The 18200-nt window shown below is 73.1% G+C and carries 13 protein-coding genes and 1 pseudogene; 7 read left to right on the top strand and 7 right to left on the bottom strand.

The genetic code is table 11. The features are described 5' to 3' along the window. Positions 1-13: 13 nt before the first annotated feature. Positions 14-625, bottom strand: a complete 612-nt coding sequence (locus GEV43_RS03090) for a TetR/AcrR family transcriptional regulator (protein ID WP_160819390.1) — start codon at positions 623-625, stop codon at positions 14-16. 103 nt (positions 626-728) lie between these two features. Here GEV43_RS03090 and GEV43_RS03085 point away from each other — a divergent pair, with 103 nt between their 5' ends. The 5 genes from GEV43_RS03085 to GEV43_RS03065 all read left to right on the top strand — a co-directional run bounded on the left by GEV43_RS03085 (position 729) and on the right by GEV43_RS03065 (position 7653). After that, a complete protein-coding gene (locus GEV43_RS03085; protein WP_309239422.1) occupies positions 729-1736 on the top strand; it encodes a hypothetical protein in 1008 nt (335 codons plus the stop codon). Between the two features lie 172 nt (positions 1737-1908). Next, positions 1909-2907 carry an ABC transporter permease gene (locus tag GEV43_RS03080; RefSeq protein WP_160824263.1) on the top strand — a complete coding sequence of 333 codons (999 nt, stop codon included), beginning with the start codon at positions 1909-1911 and terminating at the stop codon, positions 2905-2907. Next, on the top strand, positions 2904-3911 hold the full coding sequence (locus tag GEV43_RS47820) for an ABC transporter permease (protein WP_160819389.1): 1008 nt from the start codon (positions 2904-2906) through the stop codon (positions 3909-3911). The genes GEV43_RS03080 and GEV43_RS47820 overlap by 4 nt, the downstream gene beginning before the upstream one ends. Beyond that, complete coding sequence (locus tag GEV43_RS03070; protein ID WP_160819388.1) at positions 3908-5959, top strand: dipeptide ABC transporter ATP-binding protein; 2052 nt, start codon at positions 3908-3910, stop codon at positions 5957-5959. Before GEV43_RS47820 ends, GEV43_RS03070 begins: the two co-directional genes overlap by 4 nt. Positions 5960-5991: 32 nt before the next feature. Then, on the top strand, positions 5992-7653 hold the full coding sequence (locus tag GEV43_RS03065; protein ID WP_160824262.1) for an ABC transporter family substrate-binding protein: 1662 nt from the start codon (positions 5992-5994) through the stop codon (positions 7651-7653). Between the two features lie 29 nt (positions 7654-7682). On the opposite strand, the gene GEV43_RS03060 is transcribed toward GEV43_RS03065, so the two are convergent. The 6 genes and pseudogenes from GEV43_RS03060 to aceB all read right to left on the bottom strand — a co-directional run bounded on the left by GEV43_RS03060 (position 7683) and on the right by aceB (position 14465). Continuing rightward, on the bottom strand, positions 7683-8420 hold the full coding sequence (locus GEV43_RS03060; protein ID WP_160819387.1) for a hypothetical protein: 738 nt from the start codon (positions 8418-8420) through the stop codon (positions 7683-7685). Positions 8421-8563: 143 nt separating this feature from the next. Further along, positions 8564-9964 carry a (Fe-S)-binding protein gene (locus tag GEV43_RS03055; RefSeq protein ID WP_160819386.1) on the bottom strand — a complete coding sequence of 467 codons (1401 nt, stop codon included), beginning with the start codon at positions 9962-9964 and terminating at the stop codon, positions 8564-8566. Continuing rightward, positions 9964-10509: a hypothetical protein gene (locus GEV43_RS49275; RefSeq protein WP_241682758.1), complete on the bottom strand. Its 546-nt coding sequence runs from the start codon at positions 10507-10509 to the stop codon at positions 9964-9966. The genes GEV43_RS03055 and GEV43_RS49275 overlap by 1 nt, the downstream gene beginning before the upstream one ends. Before the next feature lie 242 nt (positions 10510-10751). Then, positions 10752-11054: pseudogene (locus tag GEV43_RS49270) on the bottom strand (FAD-binding oxidoreductase); the annotation flags it as partial. A 146-nt stretch (positions 11055-11200) separates the two neighbouring features. After that, positions 11201-12649, bottom strand: coding sequence for an FAD-linked oxidase C-terminal domain-containing protein (locus GEV43_RS03045; RefSeq protein WP_160819385.1), 1449 nt, complete (start codon positions 12647-12649; stop codon positions 11201-11203). Between the two features lie 208 nt (positions 12650-12857). Next, positions 12858-14465, bottom strand: coding sequence for a malate synthase A (gene aceB / locus GEV43_RS03040; protein WP_160819384.1), 1608 nt, complete (start codon positions 14463-14465; stop codon positions 12858-12860). A gap of 245 nt (positions 14466-14710) precedes the next feature. Between aceB and hflX the strand changes: the two genes are divergently transcribed. Continuing rightward, positions 14711-16246 (top strand): GTPase HflX, encoded by a 1536-nt coding sequence (gene hflX / locus GEV43_RS03035; protein ID WP_241682757.1) that lies wholly within the window; start codon positions 14711-14713, stop codon positions 16244-16246. Between the two features lie 694 nt (positions 16247-16940). Beyond that, positions 16941-18155, top strand: coding sequence for an imidazolonepropionase (hutI, locus tag GEV43_RS03030; protein WP_160819383.1), 1215 nt, complete (start codon positions 16941-16943; stop codon positions 18153-18155). Positions 18156-18200 lie beyond the last annotated feature (45 nt).

The raw sequence follows: 18200 nt of genomic DNA, 5'->3' as shown, positions 1-18200 counted from the left end.
GCGCGCGTGGGAGTCAGGGCGTGAAGTCGGGTGTGCTGGAGCGGATGAGGGAGTGGATGCCCCGGCGTAGGTCCTCAGGCGCGATGTCGTCGAGGAGCAGCCGCTGGATGAGGAATCCGGGCATCAGGCTGAACAGCACCTTGCCGAGGGCTTCGCGATCGCTGCCGGGGGGCAGCAGGCCCGCGTCGGCGAGCCGGCCGGCGTAGGCGGCCCACGTTCCGCGGATGCCCATGATGTTCTCCCGGACGTAGCGGCCGATGTCCGGGTCGTACAGGGAGAGGGCCCACGCCTGGGGCGCGAGGCGGACGGGGCCGTCCTCGCCGGACAGCGACACGATCTTGTGGCCGACCCGTTCGACCATCTCGTCGAGGGGGAGGAGCGGCTCCTGCGTGGCGAGGGCGGCGATGAACTCGTGCAGATCGGCGATCACCGTGGTGGCGACCGCCTCGATGATCTCGTTCTTGCTCTTGAAGTAGCGGTAGACGGCTCCGGCGGAGAGCCCGGACTCGGCGAAGATGTCCTGCATCGACGTCTCGTGGATGCCCTTGCGGATGAAGCAGGCGCGGGCGGCGTCCATGATCTGCGTCCGCCGCCGCTCCAGGTGCTCTTCGCTGACTCTCGGCATGGGCCCAATCTAAAACGAACGTCCGTTCTTGACAACCGCCCGCGGCCGGTGCGACGCTGGCGGCACCAAAGAGAACGGACATTCGCTTTATTTGGAGGCGGCCGTGCAGCCCTCCCCGGCTTCCCAGTCCCGAGCAGTCCGAGCACCCCGGGCCCAGCGGGCCATCGGCGTCGCGGTCGCCGCGGCGCTGCTCCAGTTGCTGATGATCGTCGCGTTCGCCTGGCCCGCCGCCCGCGTCGCGCCGCGCGACCTGCCCATCGTGGTCGCCGGGCCGCAGGCGGGCGCCGTGGCCGAACGGCTCGCGCACGAGCGCCCCGGCGCGTTCGAGGTGGCCGTCCGGCCCGACGAGGCCGCCGCGCGCGCGGACCTCGCCGACCGGGAGGCGTACGGCGCGGTGGTGGCCACGCCGTCCGGGCCGAGGATGCTGATCTCCTCGGCGGCCTCGCCGGTGGTCGGCCAGATGCTCACCCAGGTGGCGCAGGAGATGGCGGGCGGGCCCGCCGCCCCCGTCCAGGACGTCGTCGCCGCGCCCACGGGCGATCCGCGCGGCTCCGGGTTCGGCGCGCTCGCCCTGCCGCTGATCATGTCGGGGCTGGCGGCGGCCGTGCTGTTCACGTTCGCGGTGCCGTCCCCGGCGTGGCGCGCGTCCGGGGTCGTGCTGTTCGCGGTGCTCGGCGGGTTCGGCGTCGCCGCGCTCGCCCAGGGCTGGCTCGACATCCTGACCGGCTCCTACCTCGGCGTCGCGGGCGTGATGTCGCTGGCGATCCTCGCGGTCAGCGGAACCGTGGCGGGCCTCGCCGCCGCGATCGGGCGCGCCGGGATCGCGGTCGGCGGCCTGACGTTCCTGCTGCTCGGCAACCCGCTGTCGGGCGCGACCGCCGCCCCGGAACTGCTCCCGCAGCCGTGGGGCGACCTCGGCCAGCTCCTCCCGCCCGGCGCGGCGGTCTCCCTGCTGCGTTCGGTCGCGTTCTTCGACGGCGCGGGGCTCGCCGGCCCGATGGCCGTCCTCGCGGCCTGGGCGGCGGCGGGGCTGCTGCTGTTCGGCGTCGGCGGCCTGCGCGGGCGCGTGAAGGAAGCGCCCGTCGAGGAACGCGAACCGGCCCTGGCCTGACGTTCCGTACGGCCCGCGCGTCCTGAAGGCGCGCGGGCCTGCGGCCGTTGATGGGCGCGGCCGTCGCGGGAGAGGCCGGTCGGCCAGGGGAGCGGGGGTATTCCGCCGTCTCCCTGCGCGGAACGTGTGCGGAGAGTAGCATTCCGTGACTGTTCTGCGGGTGGAGGTAGGCATGGCGGCGTTCCTGCTGCGCCGGCTGGCCGGCCACGCGGTGCTCGCCGTGCTGGCCGCCAGCCTCGCCTACCTGCTCGCCGCTGCCGCGCTCGATCCCCGCGCCGACTTCGAGGACCGCGCGCCCCGTCCGCCTGCCTCCGCCATCGACGCCGAGCTGAGCAGGCTCAACCTGAACGACCGTACGCCCGTGCTGCGCCGGTACCGCACGTGGGCCGGGGGCGTGGCGCGCGGCGACTTCGGCCGCACCTGGCAGGGCGAGCCGGTCAACGCCGAGATGTGGCGGCGGACGTGGGTCAGCCTCCGGCTGCTGCTCCCCGGGGCGGTCCTCGGCTGCGTGCTCGGCGTCCTGCTCGGCGCGTACGCGGCGGTCCGGCACGGGCGCGCCGCCGACCGGGCCATCACGTTCGCCTCGTACCTGCTGCTGGCGGTACCGGTGTTCGTCCTGGCCGCGCTTTTGCAGATCGCCGCGAGCGAGGTCAACGACCTCGCCGGCGTACGGGTCTTCGAGTGGGTGGGCGAGTCGTCGCCGGGCGCGGGCGAGGGCGCGTTCGGCGCGCTCGGCGGGTTCGGCGACCGGCTGCGGCACCTGCTGCTGCCGACCGTCACCGTCGCGCTCGCCCAGCTCGCCCTCTACGTCCGCTACCAGCGCGGCACGATGCTCGACGTGCTGAACGCCGACTTCGTCCGCACCGCGCGCGCCAAGGGCCTGCGGTGGCGGTCGGCGCTGCTGCGGCACGGGCTGCGCACCGCGATGATCCCGATGACCACCTACTTCGCCTACACCTCCGGGCTGCTGCTGCTCGGCGCGATGTTCACCGAGAAGATCTTCGGCTGGCACGGGCTCGGCGAGTGGCTGATCGACTCGATCACCCGCGGCGACGTGAACGTCGTCGCCGCCGTCAACTGCCTCGCCGCGGGCTGCGTGCTGCTCGCCGGGCTCGTCTCGGACGTGGTGAACGGGTTCCTCGACCCGAGGGTCCGGGTGGGTGCCGCGTGACCACGCCCGCCGCCGCGGCGCGGACGCAGTCCCAGGGGGACGCGTCCCCGGCCCCGGCGGCGGACGGCACGGGGCGGCCCCTCTCGCGGGCGCGCGCGGGCGCGCGTCGGGTGCTGGCGAGCAGGCGGGCCGCGGCGGGACTCGCGCTGCTGGGGCTGCTGGCCCTGCTCGCGGTCGCCGGCCCGTTCGTGTCGCCGTGGCGCTGGGACGACACCGACCTCACCGCGTTCCGCGCGCCGCCGTCGTCCGAGCACTGGTTCGGCACGACGCAGAGCGGGCGCGACGTGTTCGCGCTCAGCGTGCGGGGCCTGCGGCGCTCGCTCGCCATCGGGCTCTGCGTCGCGGTGCTGTCCACCGGGCTCGCCGCGGCGGTCGGCACGGTCGCGGGCTTCGCCGGCGGCTGGACGGGCCGGTGCCTGATGTGGGGCGTCGACGTGCTGCTCGTCCTGCCGTCGTTCCTGGTCGTCGCGGTGCTGTCGCCGCTGCTCGGCGGGCGCTGGCCGCTGCTGGTGCCGCTGCTCGCCGCGTTCCTGTGGATGGTCACCGCGCGGGTCGTCCGGGCGATGACGGTCTCGCTGCGCGAGCGCGAGTACGTGCTGGCCGCGCGGTTCCTCGGGGTGGGCGCGCCGCGCGTGATCGTCCGGCACATCCTGCCGCACCTGGCGTCGCTGCTGGTCGTGGACGCGAGCCTGAACGTGAGCGTCGCGATCGTCACCGAGAGCGGGCTGTCGTACTTCGGGTTCGGGGTCCGGCCGCCCGACGTCTCGCTCGGCACGATCATCGCCGACGGGCGCGGGACCGCGACCACCCACCCGTGGCTGTTCGGGTTCGCCGCCGCGCTGCTGGTGCTGGTCGTCCTCGCGGTGAACCTCCTCGGCGACGGCCTGCGCGACGTCCTCGACCCGACCTCCTCGGGACCCGCGCCGCGCACCGGCGGACGCGTGCGGCGGCGGGCGCGGCCTGGCAACGCGCGCGCGCACGAGTACGGGACCGGTCCGGCGTGAACGTTCTGGAGGTGCGCGGGCTGAACGTCACGTACGCCCCGGACGTGCGGGCGGTGCGCGGCGTGGGCTTCGACGTCGCGCCGGGCGAGGTGCTCGGGATCGTGGGCGAGTCGGGTTCGGGCAAGTCGGCGGTGGCGCTCGCCACGCTCGGGCTGCTGCCGCCCGGCGCGCGCGTGCGCGGGTCCGTACGGCTCCGCGGGCGCGAGCTGCTCGGCCGTCCCGACGCCGAGCTGTCCCGCGTGCGCGGCCGGGACCTGGCCATGGTGTTCCAGGACCCGCTGTCGGCGCTCACGCCCGTCCACACGGTCGGCGACCAGATCGCCGAGACCATCCGGGTGCACGCCGGAGCGACCCGCGCGGCGGCGCGCGCCCGCGCGGCCGAGCTGCTGGAGCTGGTCGGCATCCCGGACGCGCCGCGCCGCGCCCGCGCGTACCCGCACGAGTTCTCCGGCGGGATGCGGCAGCGCGTGATGATCGCGATGGCGATCGCGAACGACCCCGTGGCCATCGTCGCCGACGAGCCCACGACCTCGCTGGACGTGACGATCCAGGCGCAGGTCCTGGACGTGCTGCGGACCGCCAAGGAGGCCACCGGCGCCGCGATCGTGCTGATCACCCACGACCTCGGCGTGGTCGCCGGGTTCGCCGACCGGGTCATGGTCATGTACGCGGGCCGCGCCGTGGAGTCCGGGCCGGTGGACGAGGTCTACCGGCGCCCGCGGATGCCGTACACGATCGGGCTGCTCCAGTCGCTGCCGCGCATCGACGGGACGGCGCGCGGCGCCCGCCGGATCGAGGGCGCGCCGCCCGACGCGACCGAGCCCGCCGCCGGGTGCCCGTTCGCGCCGCGCTGCCCCGTCAGCGTGCCGGACTGCGCGGACGCCGAGCCGGAGCCCGCGCTGACCGGCCCGTCCGGGCATCTCGTCGCGTGCGTCAACACCGTCGCCACCGCCGACCCCGCCCGCGTCTTCCCCGCGCCCGACCGGCTGCCCGTTCCCGCGCGTCCGCCCAGGGAGGAACGCCGCGTCGTGCTGGAAGTGAACGAACTCGTCCGGCACCACCCCCTCTACAGGGGAACGCTCATCAAACGCAGGGTCGGCACCGTTCACGCTGTGGACGGCATCGGATTCGACGTTCGCGAGGGGGAGAGCCTCGGGCTCGTAGGGGAGTCGGGCTGCGGAAAGACGAGCGCGCTGATGGAGATCCTGCGGCTGGCCCGGCCGCAGGGCGGACGCGTCAGCGTTTTCGGGAAGGACACCTCGGATCTCAGCAAGGGCCGGCGGAAAGCGCTGCGCCGCGATATCCAGGTCGTCTTCCAGGATCCGTTCACGTCCCTGGACCCGCGCATGCGCGTGGCCGACATCCTCGCCGAGCCGCTCGTCACGCACGGCGTCCCTCCGGAGCGGACGCGGGAACGGGTGGAGAAGCTGCTGGAGCTCGTCGGCCTCGATCCCGCCCACGCGTGCCGCTACCCGCACGGCCTGTCCGGCGGGCAGCGCCAGCGCGTCGGGATCGCCCGCGCGCTCGCCCTCGAACCCCGGCTGCTGCTCCTGGACGAGCCTGTCGCCGCGCTCGACGTGTCCGTTCAGGCGGGCGTCATCGACCTGCTGGAGGAGCTGCGGGCCCGGCTCGGCCTGGCGTACCTGTTCGTCGCGCACGATCTCGCCGTGGTCCGCCGCATCGCCGACCGCGTCGCGGTGATGTACCACGGCCGCATCGTGGAGATCGGCTCCGCGCCCGAGGTGTACGGCTCGCCCGCCCATCCGTACACGCGGGCCCTGCTCGACGCCGTCCCGCTGCCCGATCCCGGCAGGGAACGGCATCGCCGCCGCGTTCCCCTGCAAGGGGATCCGCCGGACCCTGCGTCCCCGCCGCGAGGGTGCCGTTTCCGTCCGCGCTGCCCCCGGTATGCGTCTTTCCCGGACGACGCGTCCCGTTCCCCGTGCGACGCGCAGGATCCGGTGTCCCGGCCGCTTTCGGGCGCCGTACGGCGGGACCAGTCGGTCGCGTGCCATTACCCCCTCCTGCCAGGGGAGGGCGTGCGTTGAGAGGGCGCGGCGGAGCGTTCGCGGCCGTGGTCATGCTGAGCGGCGTGACGGCCGCGGGAACGGGCGGATGCCACTTGTGGCGGCCCCAGGGCAACGCGGCGAGCTTCGCGGCAGGGCGACTGCCCGCGTCCGATGTCAATCCGGTGCCGCGCGACCGGATCCGCGTCGGCGGAACGCTGCGGTGGCCGCTGCCGGAGTTCCCGGCGCAGTGGAACTTCCATCACGTCAACGGCAGCAAGGGGGTCGTCGACCAGGTCGTGCAGGGGATGCTGCCGTACCTGATGCGGGTGGACGAGAAGGCGGTGCCGCGCCCCGTTCCGGACTATCTCGTGTCCGCGCGCGTCGTACCGACCAGGACGGGCCAGGTCGTCACGTACCGCCTCAACCCGCAGGCGAGGTGGTCGGACGGGAGGCCCATCGGATACCGGGACCTCGCCGCGCAGGCGCGCGCGCTGTCGGGACGCGATCCGCGCTTCCAGGTCTCGACCGTCACCGGATACCGGCAGATCCGCAGCGTCGTCCGCGGCGCCGACGACCGCGAGGTGAAGGTCGAGTTCGCCGGGGCGTACGCGGACTGGCGCAGCCTGTTCAGCCCCCTGTACCCGGCCGTGACGACGTCCGACCCCGCGGCGTTCAACACCGGCTGGGTCGGCCGCGTCCCGGTCACCGCCGGGCCGTTCAGGCCTCGGGCGATCGACCAGACCGCCAAGACCGTCACCGTCGTCCGCGACCCGGCGTGGTGGGGCCGCCCGGCCAAGCTCGACCGGATCGTCTACCGCGCGATGGACCCGTCCGCGATGCCCGGCGCGTTCGCCAACGGGGAGGTCGACCTCATGGACATCGGCGTCGACGCGGGCGCCCTGCGCCGCGCCAAACGGGTGCCCGGCGCCGAGATCCGACGGGCGGGCGGGCCGGACTGGCGGCACTTCACGTTCAACGCCGCCGCGCCGTTCCTCGCCGACCCGCGCGTGCGGCGGGCCGTGATGCTCGCCATCGACCGCCGCGCCGTCGCGCGGTCGGACCTGGCCGACCTCGGCTGGGCCCCGCAGCCCCTCGGCAACCACTTCTACGTCAACACCCAGGAGGGCTACCAGGACAACTCCGGCGCGCTCGGCTCGTACGACCCCGAGCGGGCGCGGCGCCTGCTGGACGAGGCGGGATGGGTTCCTGACGGGAAGTACCGGCGGAAGGACGGGCGGACGCTGGCGTTGCGGTTCGTCGTCCCTTCCAGCGTGCCTGGCAGCAAGCAGGAGGGGGAGCTGACGCGGGCGCTGCTGGAGAAGGTGGGTGTACGGGTCGATATCGTGCCCGTCCCCACGGACGACCTCTTCGACCGGTACGTGACGCCGGGTGACTACGACATCGTGCCGTTCTCCTGGCTCGGCACGTCGTTCCCGGTGTCGCCGCTGAGGTCGGTGTTCGCGCGCCCGCGCGAGGACGGCATCCAGCAGAACTACTCGCGCACCGGAACGGCCGCGATCGACGCGGCGATGGACCGCGCCATCACCGAGGTCGATCCTGCGCGGGCGCGGCAACTGGTGAACGAGGCGGACCGGCTGATCTGGCAGCTCGCGACCGTTCTGCCCCTCTACCAGCGCCCGCAGCTCGTCGCGGCCCGTTCCACGCTCGCGAACTTCGGCGCGTGCGGTTTCCTGGAGCCGTCCTATCAGGACATCGGCTTCGCATCGGGGTAGCGCCAGGGGGGAACCGTGCGGACGGGCCGTCAGTGGGGCTGGTCCGTCGGAAGGGCGAGTTCGATGCCCTTGCGGTCGCTGGTGAAGCGGGCCTCCCACACGTACAGCTTCAGATCGTCCGCCGACAGGTCGTTCTTGACGGGCATGTCGACGGCGACCCGCACCAGGTACGACGCGCCGGCGGGCATCATCGTGTCGCCGGAGTCCTTGAACGGGGCCTTGCTGCCGTTCAGCCGGGCGGTGAGCCGGGAGTGGTTGGGCAGCGTGCACATGCTGGACGGGATGCCCGGCTGCGGCATGCAGCGGTCGCGGGACTCCTTCGGCACCGTGGACAGCGGCATGAACAGGTCGGCGGGGAACTGGAGCAGGACGGGACGCCGCTGGTTGTTGGTCAGCACGTATTCGGCGTAGGCGTACGACATCCCCGACGGCGGCGGTTTGCTGCCGTTCAGCGGATGGTCGTCCGTACCGGTCTTGACGGCCGCGAGGTCGTATCCGTAGCCCTCGGGCGTGCTGAACTGCTGCGCCGGGCCGGTCGCGGGCTTCTGGGCGAGGGCCGGACCCGCGTCCCCGGCCTCCCCCTGCCCGCTCTGGCTGGACAGCGACGGCGGGGCCGACTTGCCGCCGTCGTCGCCGTCGGGCCGCAGGACGGCGATCCCGGCGGCCACCGCCGCGATCCCGACGGCACCGGTGAGGGCTCCGGCGAGGCCGAGCTTCCCGGCGCTGCTCTTCTTGCGGCGGCGGTGTGAACGGTGGCTGTTGGACATCGTGTTCCCCGTGCTCCCTCGGGCCCCTTCAGGCTCAGTAAGCGCGCCCTGTCTTTCAGGGCTGGCCACGATACAGGACACCCGGGGCACCGGTGACGCGGTGCCCCATTGCAGGAAATAGGCGGAAATAGCAGGTCAGTGGTTCACGAAGCGCGGCCACCGGGCCCGCCGCGCCCACGGAGCGCCGACGCGGGCCGGCCGCGCAGGGACGCGTCGAGGACCTCCGCCGTGTGTGCGACGGCGATCGAGGCGCCCTGCCGTCCGAGCGCCGTGGCGATCTGCATCGAGCAGCCGGGATTGGCCGCGACGAGCAGCTCCGCCTCCGTGACGCGGACGTCGCCCGCCTTCCGGTCGCCGAGCTCGGCCGCCGCCTCCGGCTGGAAGATGTTGTACGTCCCGGCCGACCCGCAGCACACGTCGGGCGAGGAGATCTCCCGCACCGTCAGCTCCGGGATCGCCGCCAGCAGCGCGCGGGGCTGGTCGCGGACGCCCTGGCCGTGGGAGAGGTGGCAGGCGTCGTGGTAGGCGACGGTGACGGGCAGCGGACGGCGCGGCGCGCGCGGGCCGAGCTCGACGAGGAACTCCGCGAGGTCCCGGGTCTTCGCCGACAGCGCCGCCGCCCGCCGGGCCCAGGCCGGATCGTCCGCGAGCAGCGACTCGTACTCCTTCATCGCCGAGCCGCAGCCCGCCGCATTCACCACGATCACGTCCACGGCCTCGAACGCCTCGACCGTCCGTCGGGCGAAGGCGCGCGCCTCGTCCTGGCGGCCCGAGTGCAGGGACAGCGCCCCGCAGCAGCCCTGGGCCTTGGGGATGACCACGTCGCAGCCCTCCAGCGCCAGAACGCGGGCCGTGGCCGCGTTCACGCCAGGGAAGAACTCGCGCTGAACGCAGCCGGTGAGCATTCCGACCGTGGCGCGGCGTTCCCCGCCGCGTGCCGCGACGCGTTCCGGCAGCCGAGGTGCCTTGCCTAGGGGAGGCGCGAGCCGTTCCATCGCCGCGAGGGACGGGGACAGGCGTTCCAGCACGCCGCTTCGACGGACGAGCCGTTCCAGACCGGTCTTCTGGTACGCGCGCAGCGGGCCGCGCAGGGCGTGCAGACGGCGAGGGTAGGGGAACAGCCGGAAAACGGCCTCGCGTATCGCGCGCTCCTTGGGGGAACGGGGGTGTTCGCGCTCGACCTCGGCCCGCGTGGTCTCGATCAGCTTGTCGTACTGGACTCCCGACGGGCACGACGTCACGCACGCCATGCATCCCAGGCAGCGGTCGAAATGCTCGACCATCGGCAGGCTCAGCGGCGCGCCCTCCTCGTGCTGCCGCATGAGATGGATGCGTCCGCGCGGGGAGTCCATCTCCTCACCCCACAGCACGTACGTGGGGCAGGTGGGCAGGCAGAAGCCGCAGTGAACGCAGTCGTCCAGCAGCCGGGAGAAGTCGCCCTGCGCCGCGTGCTGCGGTTCGTCCGCGTGCGTGTGTGCGGGCTCGTGCGTGTGTGGGGGCTCGTGCGCGTGCGGGGGGTCGGGGAGTTCGTTCTGCGCGGTCATCAGATCCCTCCGACGAAACGCCCGGGGGACAGGCGGTGCCCCGGGTCGAACTGGTCCTTGACCCGCCGCATGAGGCCCGCCGCCGGCACCGGGCCCCAGAGATCGACCGCCTCCCGTACGCCCTCGGGCGCGTAGCAGACCACGGCCGTTCCGCGGTGCCGGGCCAGGACGTCGCGCAGCGAGGCGAGCATCGCGGCGGCGGCTTCGGGGGTCGTCTCCGCGGGCAGGCCCACGTAGCCGCGCCCTGCCGCGCTCCACGACGCCGAAGGGCTCGCCCGGCCGCCGGAGGCGAGTTCGGTGAGCAGCCGCGAGAGCGCCGCCGGAGGAGCGGCGACGTCGAGCAGTGTCGTACCGTCCGGATAGGCCCCCCAGCCCTCCGGCGGCTCCTCCGAAATCCGCGCCTCCGAGCCCAACAGTTCCCGCGCGGTCGCCGAACGCGCCGCGACGCCGTCGGGAACGCCCTCCAGCAGAACGCAGACCGTGCAGCCCGGCGGCGCGAGAGCGAGCACCTCGACGGCGCTCGGTGCGATGGGGGAGTGCAACACCGCCTGAACGGCGTCGTGCGCCTGATCGGGCCCAGCGGGCCGCTCGTCACGTACGCGCGCGCGGGCGGCACCGGATGCAACCGGAATGTGACCTCCGCGATCAGCCCCAGTGTCCCGGCCGAACCGCAGAACAACCGGCCGAGGTCGTACCCGGCCACGTTCTTGACCACTTTCCCACCGGAACGGGCGACCTTCCCGTCGGCGCGGACCACCGTCAGCCCGATGACCAGGTCGCGCGGCGCGCCGTACAGCAGGCGCAGCGGCCCGGCGGCGCCCGTCGCCACCGTTCCGCCGACCGTGGAGCCCGCCAGCGGTGTGTCGAGGGCGAGGCGCTGACGGCGCTCGGCGAGGACGTCGGCCAAACGCTCCATCGTCAGGCCGGCCTCCGCCTTCACCACCAGATCCCCGGCGGCGTGCTCGACTACCCGGTCCAGCCGGTGCGTGTCGACCAGCAGATCGCAGAGCGCGGGCGGCGCGCCCCAGTCGAGCCGCGTCTCCCCGCCGCGCGGGACGACGGCCAGTTCCCGTTCGGCGGCGACGCGCATGACCTCGGCGGCCTCCGCGACGCTGGACGGCGCGGCCACGGCCCCGGGAACGACGCCGAGGACGCCCTCCTCCGGCTCGCCCGGCCGCACGTCGCCGCAGACCTTCGCCAGCGCCTTCAGAACGCCCGGTGGGAGCGGTGTGGGCATCAGAACAGCTCCGCCTTTCCCTCGTACGGGGGCGGGCCCTTCCTGACCCCCGGAACCTCGCCGCAGAGGCGAGGCGTCGGGAAGACCTTGCCCGGATTGCACAGGCCCGCGGGATCGAATCCGCAGCGGACCATCTGCATCGTGTCGAGATCGGTGTCGGTGAACATCCGCGGCATGTAACGGGCCTTGTCGACCCCGACGCCGTGCTCGCCCGTGATGGAACCGCCGTTCTCGATGCACAGGTCGAGGATCCGGCCCGAGACCTCCTCGGCTCGTTCGGCGGCGCCAGGCTCGGCGTCGTCGAACAGCACCAGCGGATGCAGGTTCCCGTCGCCCGCGTGGAAGACGTTGGCGACGCGGACGCCCGACTCCGCCGACAGCCGGTCGATGCTCGCCAGCACCCCCGGCAGCGACGTCCGCGGGATCACGCCGTCCTGCACCAGGTAGGCGGGGCTGATCCGGCCCACCGCCGCGAACGCCGACTTTCGGCCCTTCCAGATCAGCGCGCGCTCCGCGTCGTCCGCCGCGATGCGGACCTCGAACGCGCCCGCGTCCCGGCACAGCCGCTCCACCTCGGCGAACTGCGCCCCGACCTCGGCCCGCGGCCCGTCCAGCTCGACGATCAGCACCGCGCCCGCGCCCGGCGGGTACTCGCAGCGCACCGCCGCCTCGGCGGCCTCGATCGACAGCGCGTCCATCATCTCGATCGCCGCCGGGACGACGCCCGCGCCGATGATCTCCGAGACCGCCGTGCCGCCCGCCTCGATCGACCCGAACGCCGCCAGCAGCGTCTGCACGGTCTCCGGCACGCGCGTCAGCCGTACGGTGATCTTGGTGGCGATGCCGAGCGTGCCCTCCGCGCCGACGAACACCCCCAGCAGGTCGTAGCCGGGCCCGTCGGCGGTCAGCTCCACCAGCTCGCCGTCCGGCGTCACGACCTCGCACGCCAGCACGTGGTGCGCGGTGAAGCCGTACTTCAGGCAGTGCGCGCCGCCGGAGTTCTCCGCCACGTTCCCGCCGACCGAGCAGATCTGCTGGCTGGACGGGTCGGGCGCGAAGTAGTAGCCGTACGGGCGGACGGCGCGCGTCACGTCCAGGTTGATGACGCCGGGCTCGACCACCGCCCGCCGGTTCGGGATGTCGATGTCGAGGACGCGCCGCATGCGCGCGGTGACGACGAGCACCCCGTCGGTGCGGGGCAGGGCACCGCCGGACAGGCCCGTTCCGGACCCGCGCGCCACGTACGGGACGCCCTCGGCGGCGCACGCGCGCACGATCTCGGCGATCTGCTCGGCGGTGTCGGGCAGGACGACCAGTCCGGGCGACGCGCGATGGTTGGTGAGCCCGTCGCACTCGTACGTGCGCAGCCGCACCGGATCGGTGATGACGGAGTCCGGCCCCAGCAGCCGCGCGAACCGTTCGGCCAGCCGCGCGAGTACTTCGCTCATGGCACCACCATTCCACGCCCGCCTCTCTATGGCCCGGCCTCGATCACGCGCCTCACGGCTGCGGCCGCCCGCGCACGCGCGCGTCGGCACACCCCGCCCGCGCACGCGCCGCGCTGCGCACTTCGCGTGTGGAACTCGTCCGCCGCAGAGGGCCCCGTGCCGGAGAGAGCTCCGGCACGGGGCCCCGGATGGGAGCCCCGCCTGTGCCCTACGGCATCTGCTCGTAGGCGGGCGTCGTGAGGAACTCGGAGTACTCGTCCGCCAGCGTGACCTCCTTGAAGAGGGTCACAGCCTGGTTGTAGCGCGGTTCGTTGAACGACTCGCCGAGTTCGGCGCGGATGCCCGCCAGCTCCTCGTCCAGGATCCGCTCCACCAGCTCCTTGGTGACCTTCGGGCCGTTCTTCAGCTCGACGCCGTTGTAGATCCACTGCCACACCTGCGAGCGGGAGATCTCCGCCGTCGCGGCGTCCTCCATCAGGTTGTGGATCGCGACCGCGCCCGCCCCGTCCAGCCAGGTGGCCAGGTAGCGCAGCGCGACGTCGACGTTGCCGCGCAGGCCCGCCTCGGTGATGTCGCCGGGCGTCGCGGCCACGTCGAGCAGGTCGGCGGCCGAGACCTTGACGTCCTCGCGGAGCCGGTCGCGCTGGTTCGGCTTGTCGCCGAGCACGCTGTCGAACACCTCGCGGCAGACCGGGACGAGGTCGGGGTGCGCGACCCAGGAGCCGTCGAACCCGTCGCTCGACTCGCGGGTCTTGTCGGCCCGCACCTTCTCCAGCGCGACCTTGTTGACCGCCTCGTCCCGGCGGGACGGGATGAACGCGGCCATGCCGCCGATCGCGTGCGCGCCGCGCTTGTGGCACGTGCGCACCAGCAGCTCGGTGTAGGCGCGCATGAACGGCGCGGTCATCGTGATCGCGTTCCGCTCCGGCAGCACGAACTCCGCGCCCCGGTCCCGGAACTTCTTGATCACCGAGAACAGGTAGTCCCAGCGGCCCGCGTTCAGGCCCGCGGAGTGGTCGCGCAGCTCGTAGAGGATCTCCTCCATCTCGAACGCGGCCGGGATCGTCTCGATCAGCACCGTCGCGCGGACCGTGCCGCGCGGGATCTCCAGGGCGTCCTGGGCGAGGTTGAACGCGTCGTTCCAGAGCCGTGCCTCAAGGTGGCTCTCCATCTTGGGCAGGTAGAAGTACGGCCCCTTGCCCTTGTCGAGCTGGCGGCGCCCGCTGTGGAACAGGTAGAGCCCGAAGTCGAACAGCGAGCCCGACATCGGCTCGCCGTCCACGAGGACGTGCTTCTCCTCCATGTGCCACCCGCGCGGGCGCACGACGATCGTCGCCAGTTCCCCGTCGTCCTTGAGCGCGTAGGACTTGCCGCTCTTCGGGTCGGTGAAGTCGATCGTGCGGTCGAGGGCGTCGCGCAGGTTGAGCTGGCCCTCGACCATGTTCGTCCACAGCGGCGTGTTGGCGTCCTCGAAGTCGGCCAGCCACACCTTCGCGCCCGAGTTCAGCGCGTTGATCGTCATCTTCCGGTCGGTGGGCCCGGTGATCTCGACGCGGCGGTCCTCCAGGCCCGGCGCCGGGGGCGCGACCCGCCACGTCTCGTCCGCGCGGACCGCCGCGGTCTCCGGGAGGAAATCGAGCGTGCCGCCCGCCGACAGACGTTCCTGGCGTTCGGCGCGTGCGCGCAGCAGTTCCTTGCGCCGTCCGCCCAGCTCGCGCTGAAGGGCGGCGAGCAGGCCGAGCGCTCCAGGCGTCAGGATCTCGTCGTACCGCTCGTGGAGGGGGCCGGTGACCTCAACACCTTCGACTCCAGCCATCTGCCTGCCCTTTCGTATGGTGAAATTCCACTTCTGTTACGCGGAGAACGCTACTCGCCGGTACTGAGGGCGGTCAAAGCGGGGCGCGGTGGCCTTGACCACGCGAGCGACGCGCCCTCCGCGCGCGTGCGACGACACCAGGGGGATCCCCCTGTGGCCGCGGGATAACCGAATGACCGCCGTGAGGGGACGTGAGACCATCACGGGGAAGACACGGCCGCGCTGCGGCGTTCTACCGAGGACATATGACTCAACCTTTCTCTGCAGACCGCACTCCGGACCGGACCGAGACCACGGACCCGTCCGTCGAGGAACGCGAAACGTCCACCGGGAGCCGCGAGAACCCCGCCGAGACCCCGTTCGCCGCGCGCGCAGGCGCGTTCGGCGAGCCCGGCGCCGAGCCGCTGACCGGCGAACTCGACCTGGAGGACCGGCGCGCCCTGCGCCGCGTCGCCGGGCTGTCCACCGAACTCACCGACGTCACCGAGGTCGAGTACCGGGCCCTGCGGCTGGAGCGCGTCGTGCTCGTCGGGGTCTGGACCGAGGGCACCGCCGAGGACGCCGAGAACTCGCTGCGCGAGCTGGCCCTGCTCGCCGAGACCGCGGGGTCGGAGGTCCTGGAGGGCCTCGTCCAGCGCCGCGTCCGGCCCGACTCCGCCACCTACATCGGCTCCGGCAAGGCCGCCGAGCTGCGCGACGTCGTCATCGCCACCGGCGCCGACACCGTCATCTGCGACGGCGAACTGGCCCCGAGCCAGCTCCGCCACCTGGAGGAGACCGTACAGGTCAAGGTCATCGACCGGACCGCCCTGATCCTCGACATCTTCGCCCAGCACGCCAAGAGCCGCGAGGGCAAGGCCCAGGTCGAGCTGGCCCAGCTCAACTACCTGCTGCCGCGGCTGCGCGGCTGGGGCGGCAACCTGTCCCGCCAGGTCGGCGGGCGCGCCGCGGGCGGCGTCGGCATCGGCGGCCGCGGCCCCGGCGAGACCAAGATCGAGCTGGACCGGCGCCGGATCCGCACCCGGATGGCCAAGCTGCGCCGCCAGATCGCCGAGATGTCCAAGGCGCGCGACACCAAGCGCGGCGAGCGGCGCCGCAACGCCGTCCCCGCCGTCGCCATCGCGGGCTACACCAACGCGGGCAAGTCGTCCCTGCTCAACCGCCTCACCGGCGCGGGCGTCCTGGTGGAGAACGCGCTGTTCGCCACCCTCGACCCGACCGTGCGCAGGGCCGAGACCCCGGGCGGGCGCGCGTACACCCTGGCCGACACCGTCGGGTTCGTCCGGCACCTGCCGCACCAGCTCGTCGAGGCGTTCCGCTCGACGCTGGAGGAGGTCACCGACGCCGGCCTGGTCCTGCACGTCGTGGACGGCTCCGACGCCGACCCCGAGGCGCAGATCGACGCCGTCCGCGAGGTGTTCCGCGAGATCGGCGCCGACAAGGTGCCCGAGATGGTCGTCATCAACAAGGCCGACGCCGCCGACGACCTCGCCATCGCCCGCCTCCAGCGCCGCGAGCCCAACAGCGTCGTCGTCTCCGCCCGCACCGGCCACGGGATGGACGAGCTGCGCGCCGCCATCGAGGCCAACCTCCCGGGCCTGGAACGCGAGGTCCGCGTCCTCGTCCCGTACGACCGGGGCGACCTGGTGGCGCGCGTCCACGAGCGCGGCGAGGTCCTCAAGCAGGAGCACGTGGCCGAAGGCACCGCCCTTCACGCGCGCGTGTCCGCCGACCTCGCCGCCGACCTGGAGCCGTACGAGGATCTGGCCCCGATCGTCTGAACCGTCGGAACGCGGACGGGTGGGCGGGGTGCGCCGCGGCGCACCCCGCCCACACGCTTGCCGTCCGTACGGAAATGGCATACGGCCTGCGCGAAGCCGCCGGGTCTGGCATCCTGTTCGGCCGGGTGGGGCGTCCTGGGGAGGGGCGTGCCGGCCGGACGGATCGTTCGTCCGAGCGGGGGACGGGCAGTTCGGTCCGGTGCCGGAATGGGGATCGGGTCTGACCGAATGCCGGATCGGGCCTAATGCAGGTCGCTGAACGGTGACAGCTTCTCCATTCCGCTTGACGGGTCTACGGGATTCCGTACGGTCGTATAGCTAAGGGCGGGGTGAGGGCGTCGATGCGCGGTGACGAGAAGTTCCGTGGTTTATTGACCGGTCTGAAGACGTTGTCCGACCGGCTGACCTGCGCCGACGCGCGGCCCGCGACAGGGCCGTGGCTGCCGGGTCCGGGAACTTTCTCCGGGACGGGGGCGTTTGCTGGCCAGAGGTTGTCGGCCGGGCCTTCAGTGCACTACCGTGACGAAACCGATATCTCCGGTCTCGTTGCCCGTGGTGGTCGCCCGACCACCCGCCCCTCCAACGGTGAATCGCCGGCACCCAGTCGGCGTCTCGGATCGAGAGCAGGTGGCCCCATCCATGGCGTCCGGTTCAGCGCCGCACGGCGCTTTGCTCCACCCAGGTCGGTGACCCTATGACGGTACGGCTGTTGACGAACATCGGCAGGCTCTGGACGGGCACCGACGTCTGCAGCAACGCCGCCGTACTCATCCACGACGACCGGATCGTCTGGGCCGGACCCGCCTCCGACCTGCCCCAGAGCGTCCCCGGCATCATCGACGACATCGTCGACGTCGACCACGTGGAGAACCTCGGCGGCGGCCTCGTCACCCCGGGACTGATCGACGCCCACTCGCACCCCGTCTACGCGGGCAACCGCTGGGCCGAGCTCGCGATGCGCACCAGCGGATCGTCCCACTCGGCGATCAACGCGGCGGGCGGCGGCGTCAACTCCACCGTCACGGTCACCCGCGGCACCGACCCCTGGACCCTGTGCAACGGCGTCCGCGAACGGCTCCGCCAGTGGATCCTCGCCGGAACGACCACCGTCGAGGCCAAGACGGGCTACCACCTCACCCGCGACGGCGAGCTCGCCGACATCCGGATGCTGCGCTCGCTGGAGGGCGAGCCGTCGATGCCGCGCATCCACGCCACCTTCCTGGCCGCGCACATCCTGCCGCCGGAGTTCTTCGGCCGCCGCCGCGACTACATCGAGGCCGTCCGCCTCTGGGCGGGCGACGCCGCGGCCGCGGGCGCCGACAGCATCGACGTCTACTGCGACGAGGGCCACTTCACCGCCGAAGAGGCCCGCGCCCTGCTGCTCACCGGCAAGCGCGCCGGCCTGAGGGCCCGCATGCACGCGTGCGCCAACGAGCGCATCGGCGCCGCGCAGGTCGCCGCCGAGGTCGGCTGCGCTTCCGCCGACCTCCTCACCCAGGCCAACGAGGACGACATCAAGGCCCTCGCGCACGCGGGAGTCACCGCCACCGTCTGCCCCGGCAGCGCCCTCAACAGCGCCCGGCCTCCGGCGCCCGTCCGCGCCATGCTCGACCGCGGCGTCACCGTCGCGCTCGGCACCGACCACAACCCCGGCCAGTGCGGCATCACCTCCATGCCGCTCGTCATCGGCCTCTCCGTCGCGATGTTCGGCCTGTCGGTCACCGAGGCGCTCCGCGCGGCCACGCTGGGCGGAGCCTCCGCCCTCCGCGTCGGCGACCGCGGTTCCCTGGCGCCCGGCATGCTCGCCGACATCGTCCTCTGGGACGCCGACCACGAAGGCGCGTTCGCCTGGGCCTTCGGACTCCGCGCCCTGCGGGTCTGGCGGGGCGGCGTCCCCGTCCAGCCGTGAGCCCGGAGCCGATCGCCGCGTAGCCGACGCCCAGGCGGGGACCGC

Origin of the sequence: Actinomadura sp. J1-007 (assembly GCF_009793335.1) — a bacterium.
Lineage (GTDB): Bacteria > Actinomycetota > Actinomycetes > Streptosporangiales > Streptosporangiaceae > Spirillospora > Spirillospora yumaensis.
This window is presented reverse-complemented; position numbering and strand designations above follow the sequence as displayed.

What these genes read in the sequence shown, in the direction of transcription:
- GEV43_RS03090 (WP_160819390.1), bottom strand. Translation starts at nt 625, where the DNA reads ATGCCGAGAGTCAGCGAAGAGCACCTGGAGCGGCGGCGGACGCAGATC.
- GEV43_RS03080 (WP_160824263.1), top strand. Translation starts at nt 1,909, where the DNA reads ATGGCGGCGTTCCTGCTGCGCCGGCTGGCCGGCCACGCGGTGCTCGCC.
- GEV43_RS03065 (WP_160824262.1), top strand. Translation starts at nt 5,992, where the DNA reads ATGCTGAGCGGCGTGACGGCCGCGGGAACGGGCGGATGCCACTTGTGG.
- GEV43_RS03060 (WP_160819387.1), bottom strand. Translation starts at nt 8,420, where the DNA reads ATGTCCAACAGCCACCGTTCACACCGCCGCCGCAAGAAGAGCAGCGCC.
- GEV43_RS03055 (WP_160819386.1), bottom strand. Translation starts at nt 9,964, where the DNA reads ATGACCGCGCAGAACGAACTCCCCGACCCCCCGCACGCGCACGAGCCC.
- GEV43_RS03045 (WP_160819385.1), bottom strand. Translation starts at nt 12,649, where the DNA reads ATGAGCGAAGTACTCGCGCGGCTGGCCGAACGGTTCGCGCGGCTGCTG.
- aceB (WP_160819384.1), bottom strand. Translation starts at nt 14,465, where the DNA reads ATGGCTGGAGTCGAAGGTGTTGAGGTCACCGGCCCCCTCCACGAGCGG.
- hflX (WP_241682757.1), top strand. Translation starts at nt 14,711, where the DNA reads ATGACTCAACCTTTCTCTGCAGACCGCACTCCGGACCGGACCGAGACC.
- hutI (WP_160819383.1), top strand. Translation starts at nt 16,941, where the DNA reads ATGACGGTACGGCTGTTGACGAACATCGGCAGGCTCTGGACGGGCACC.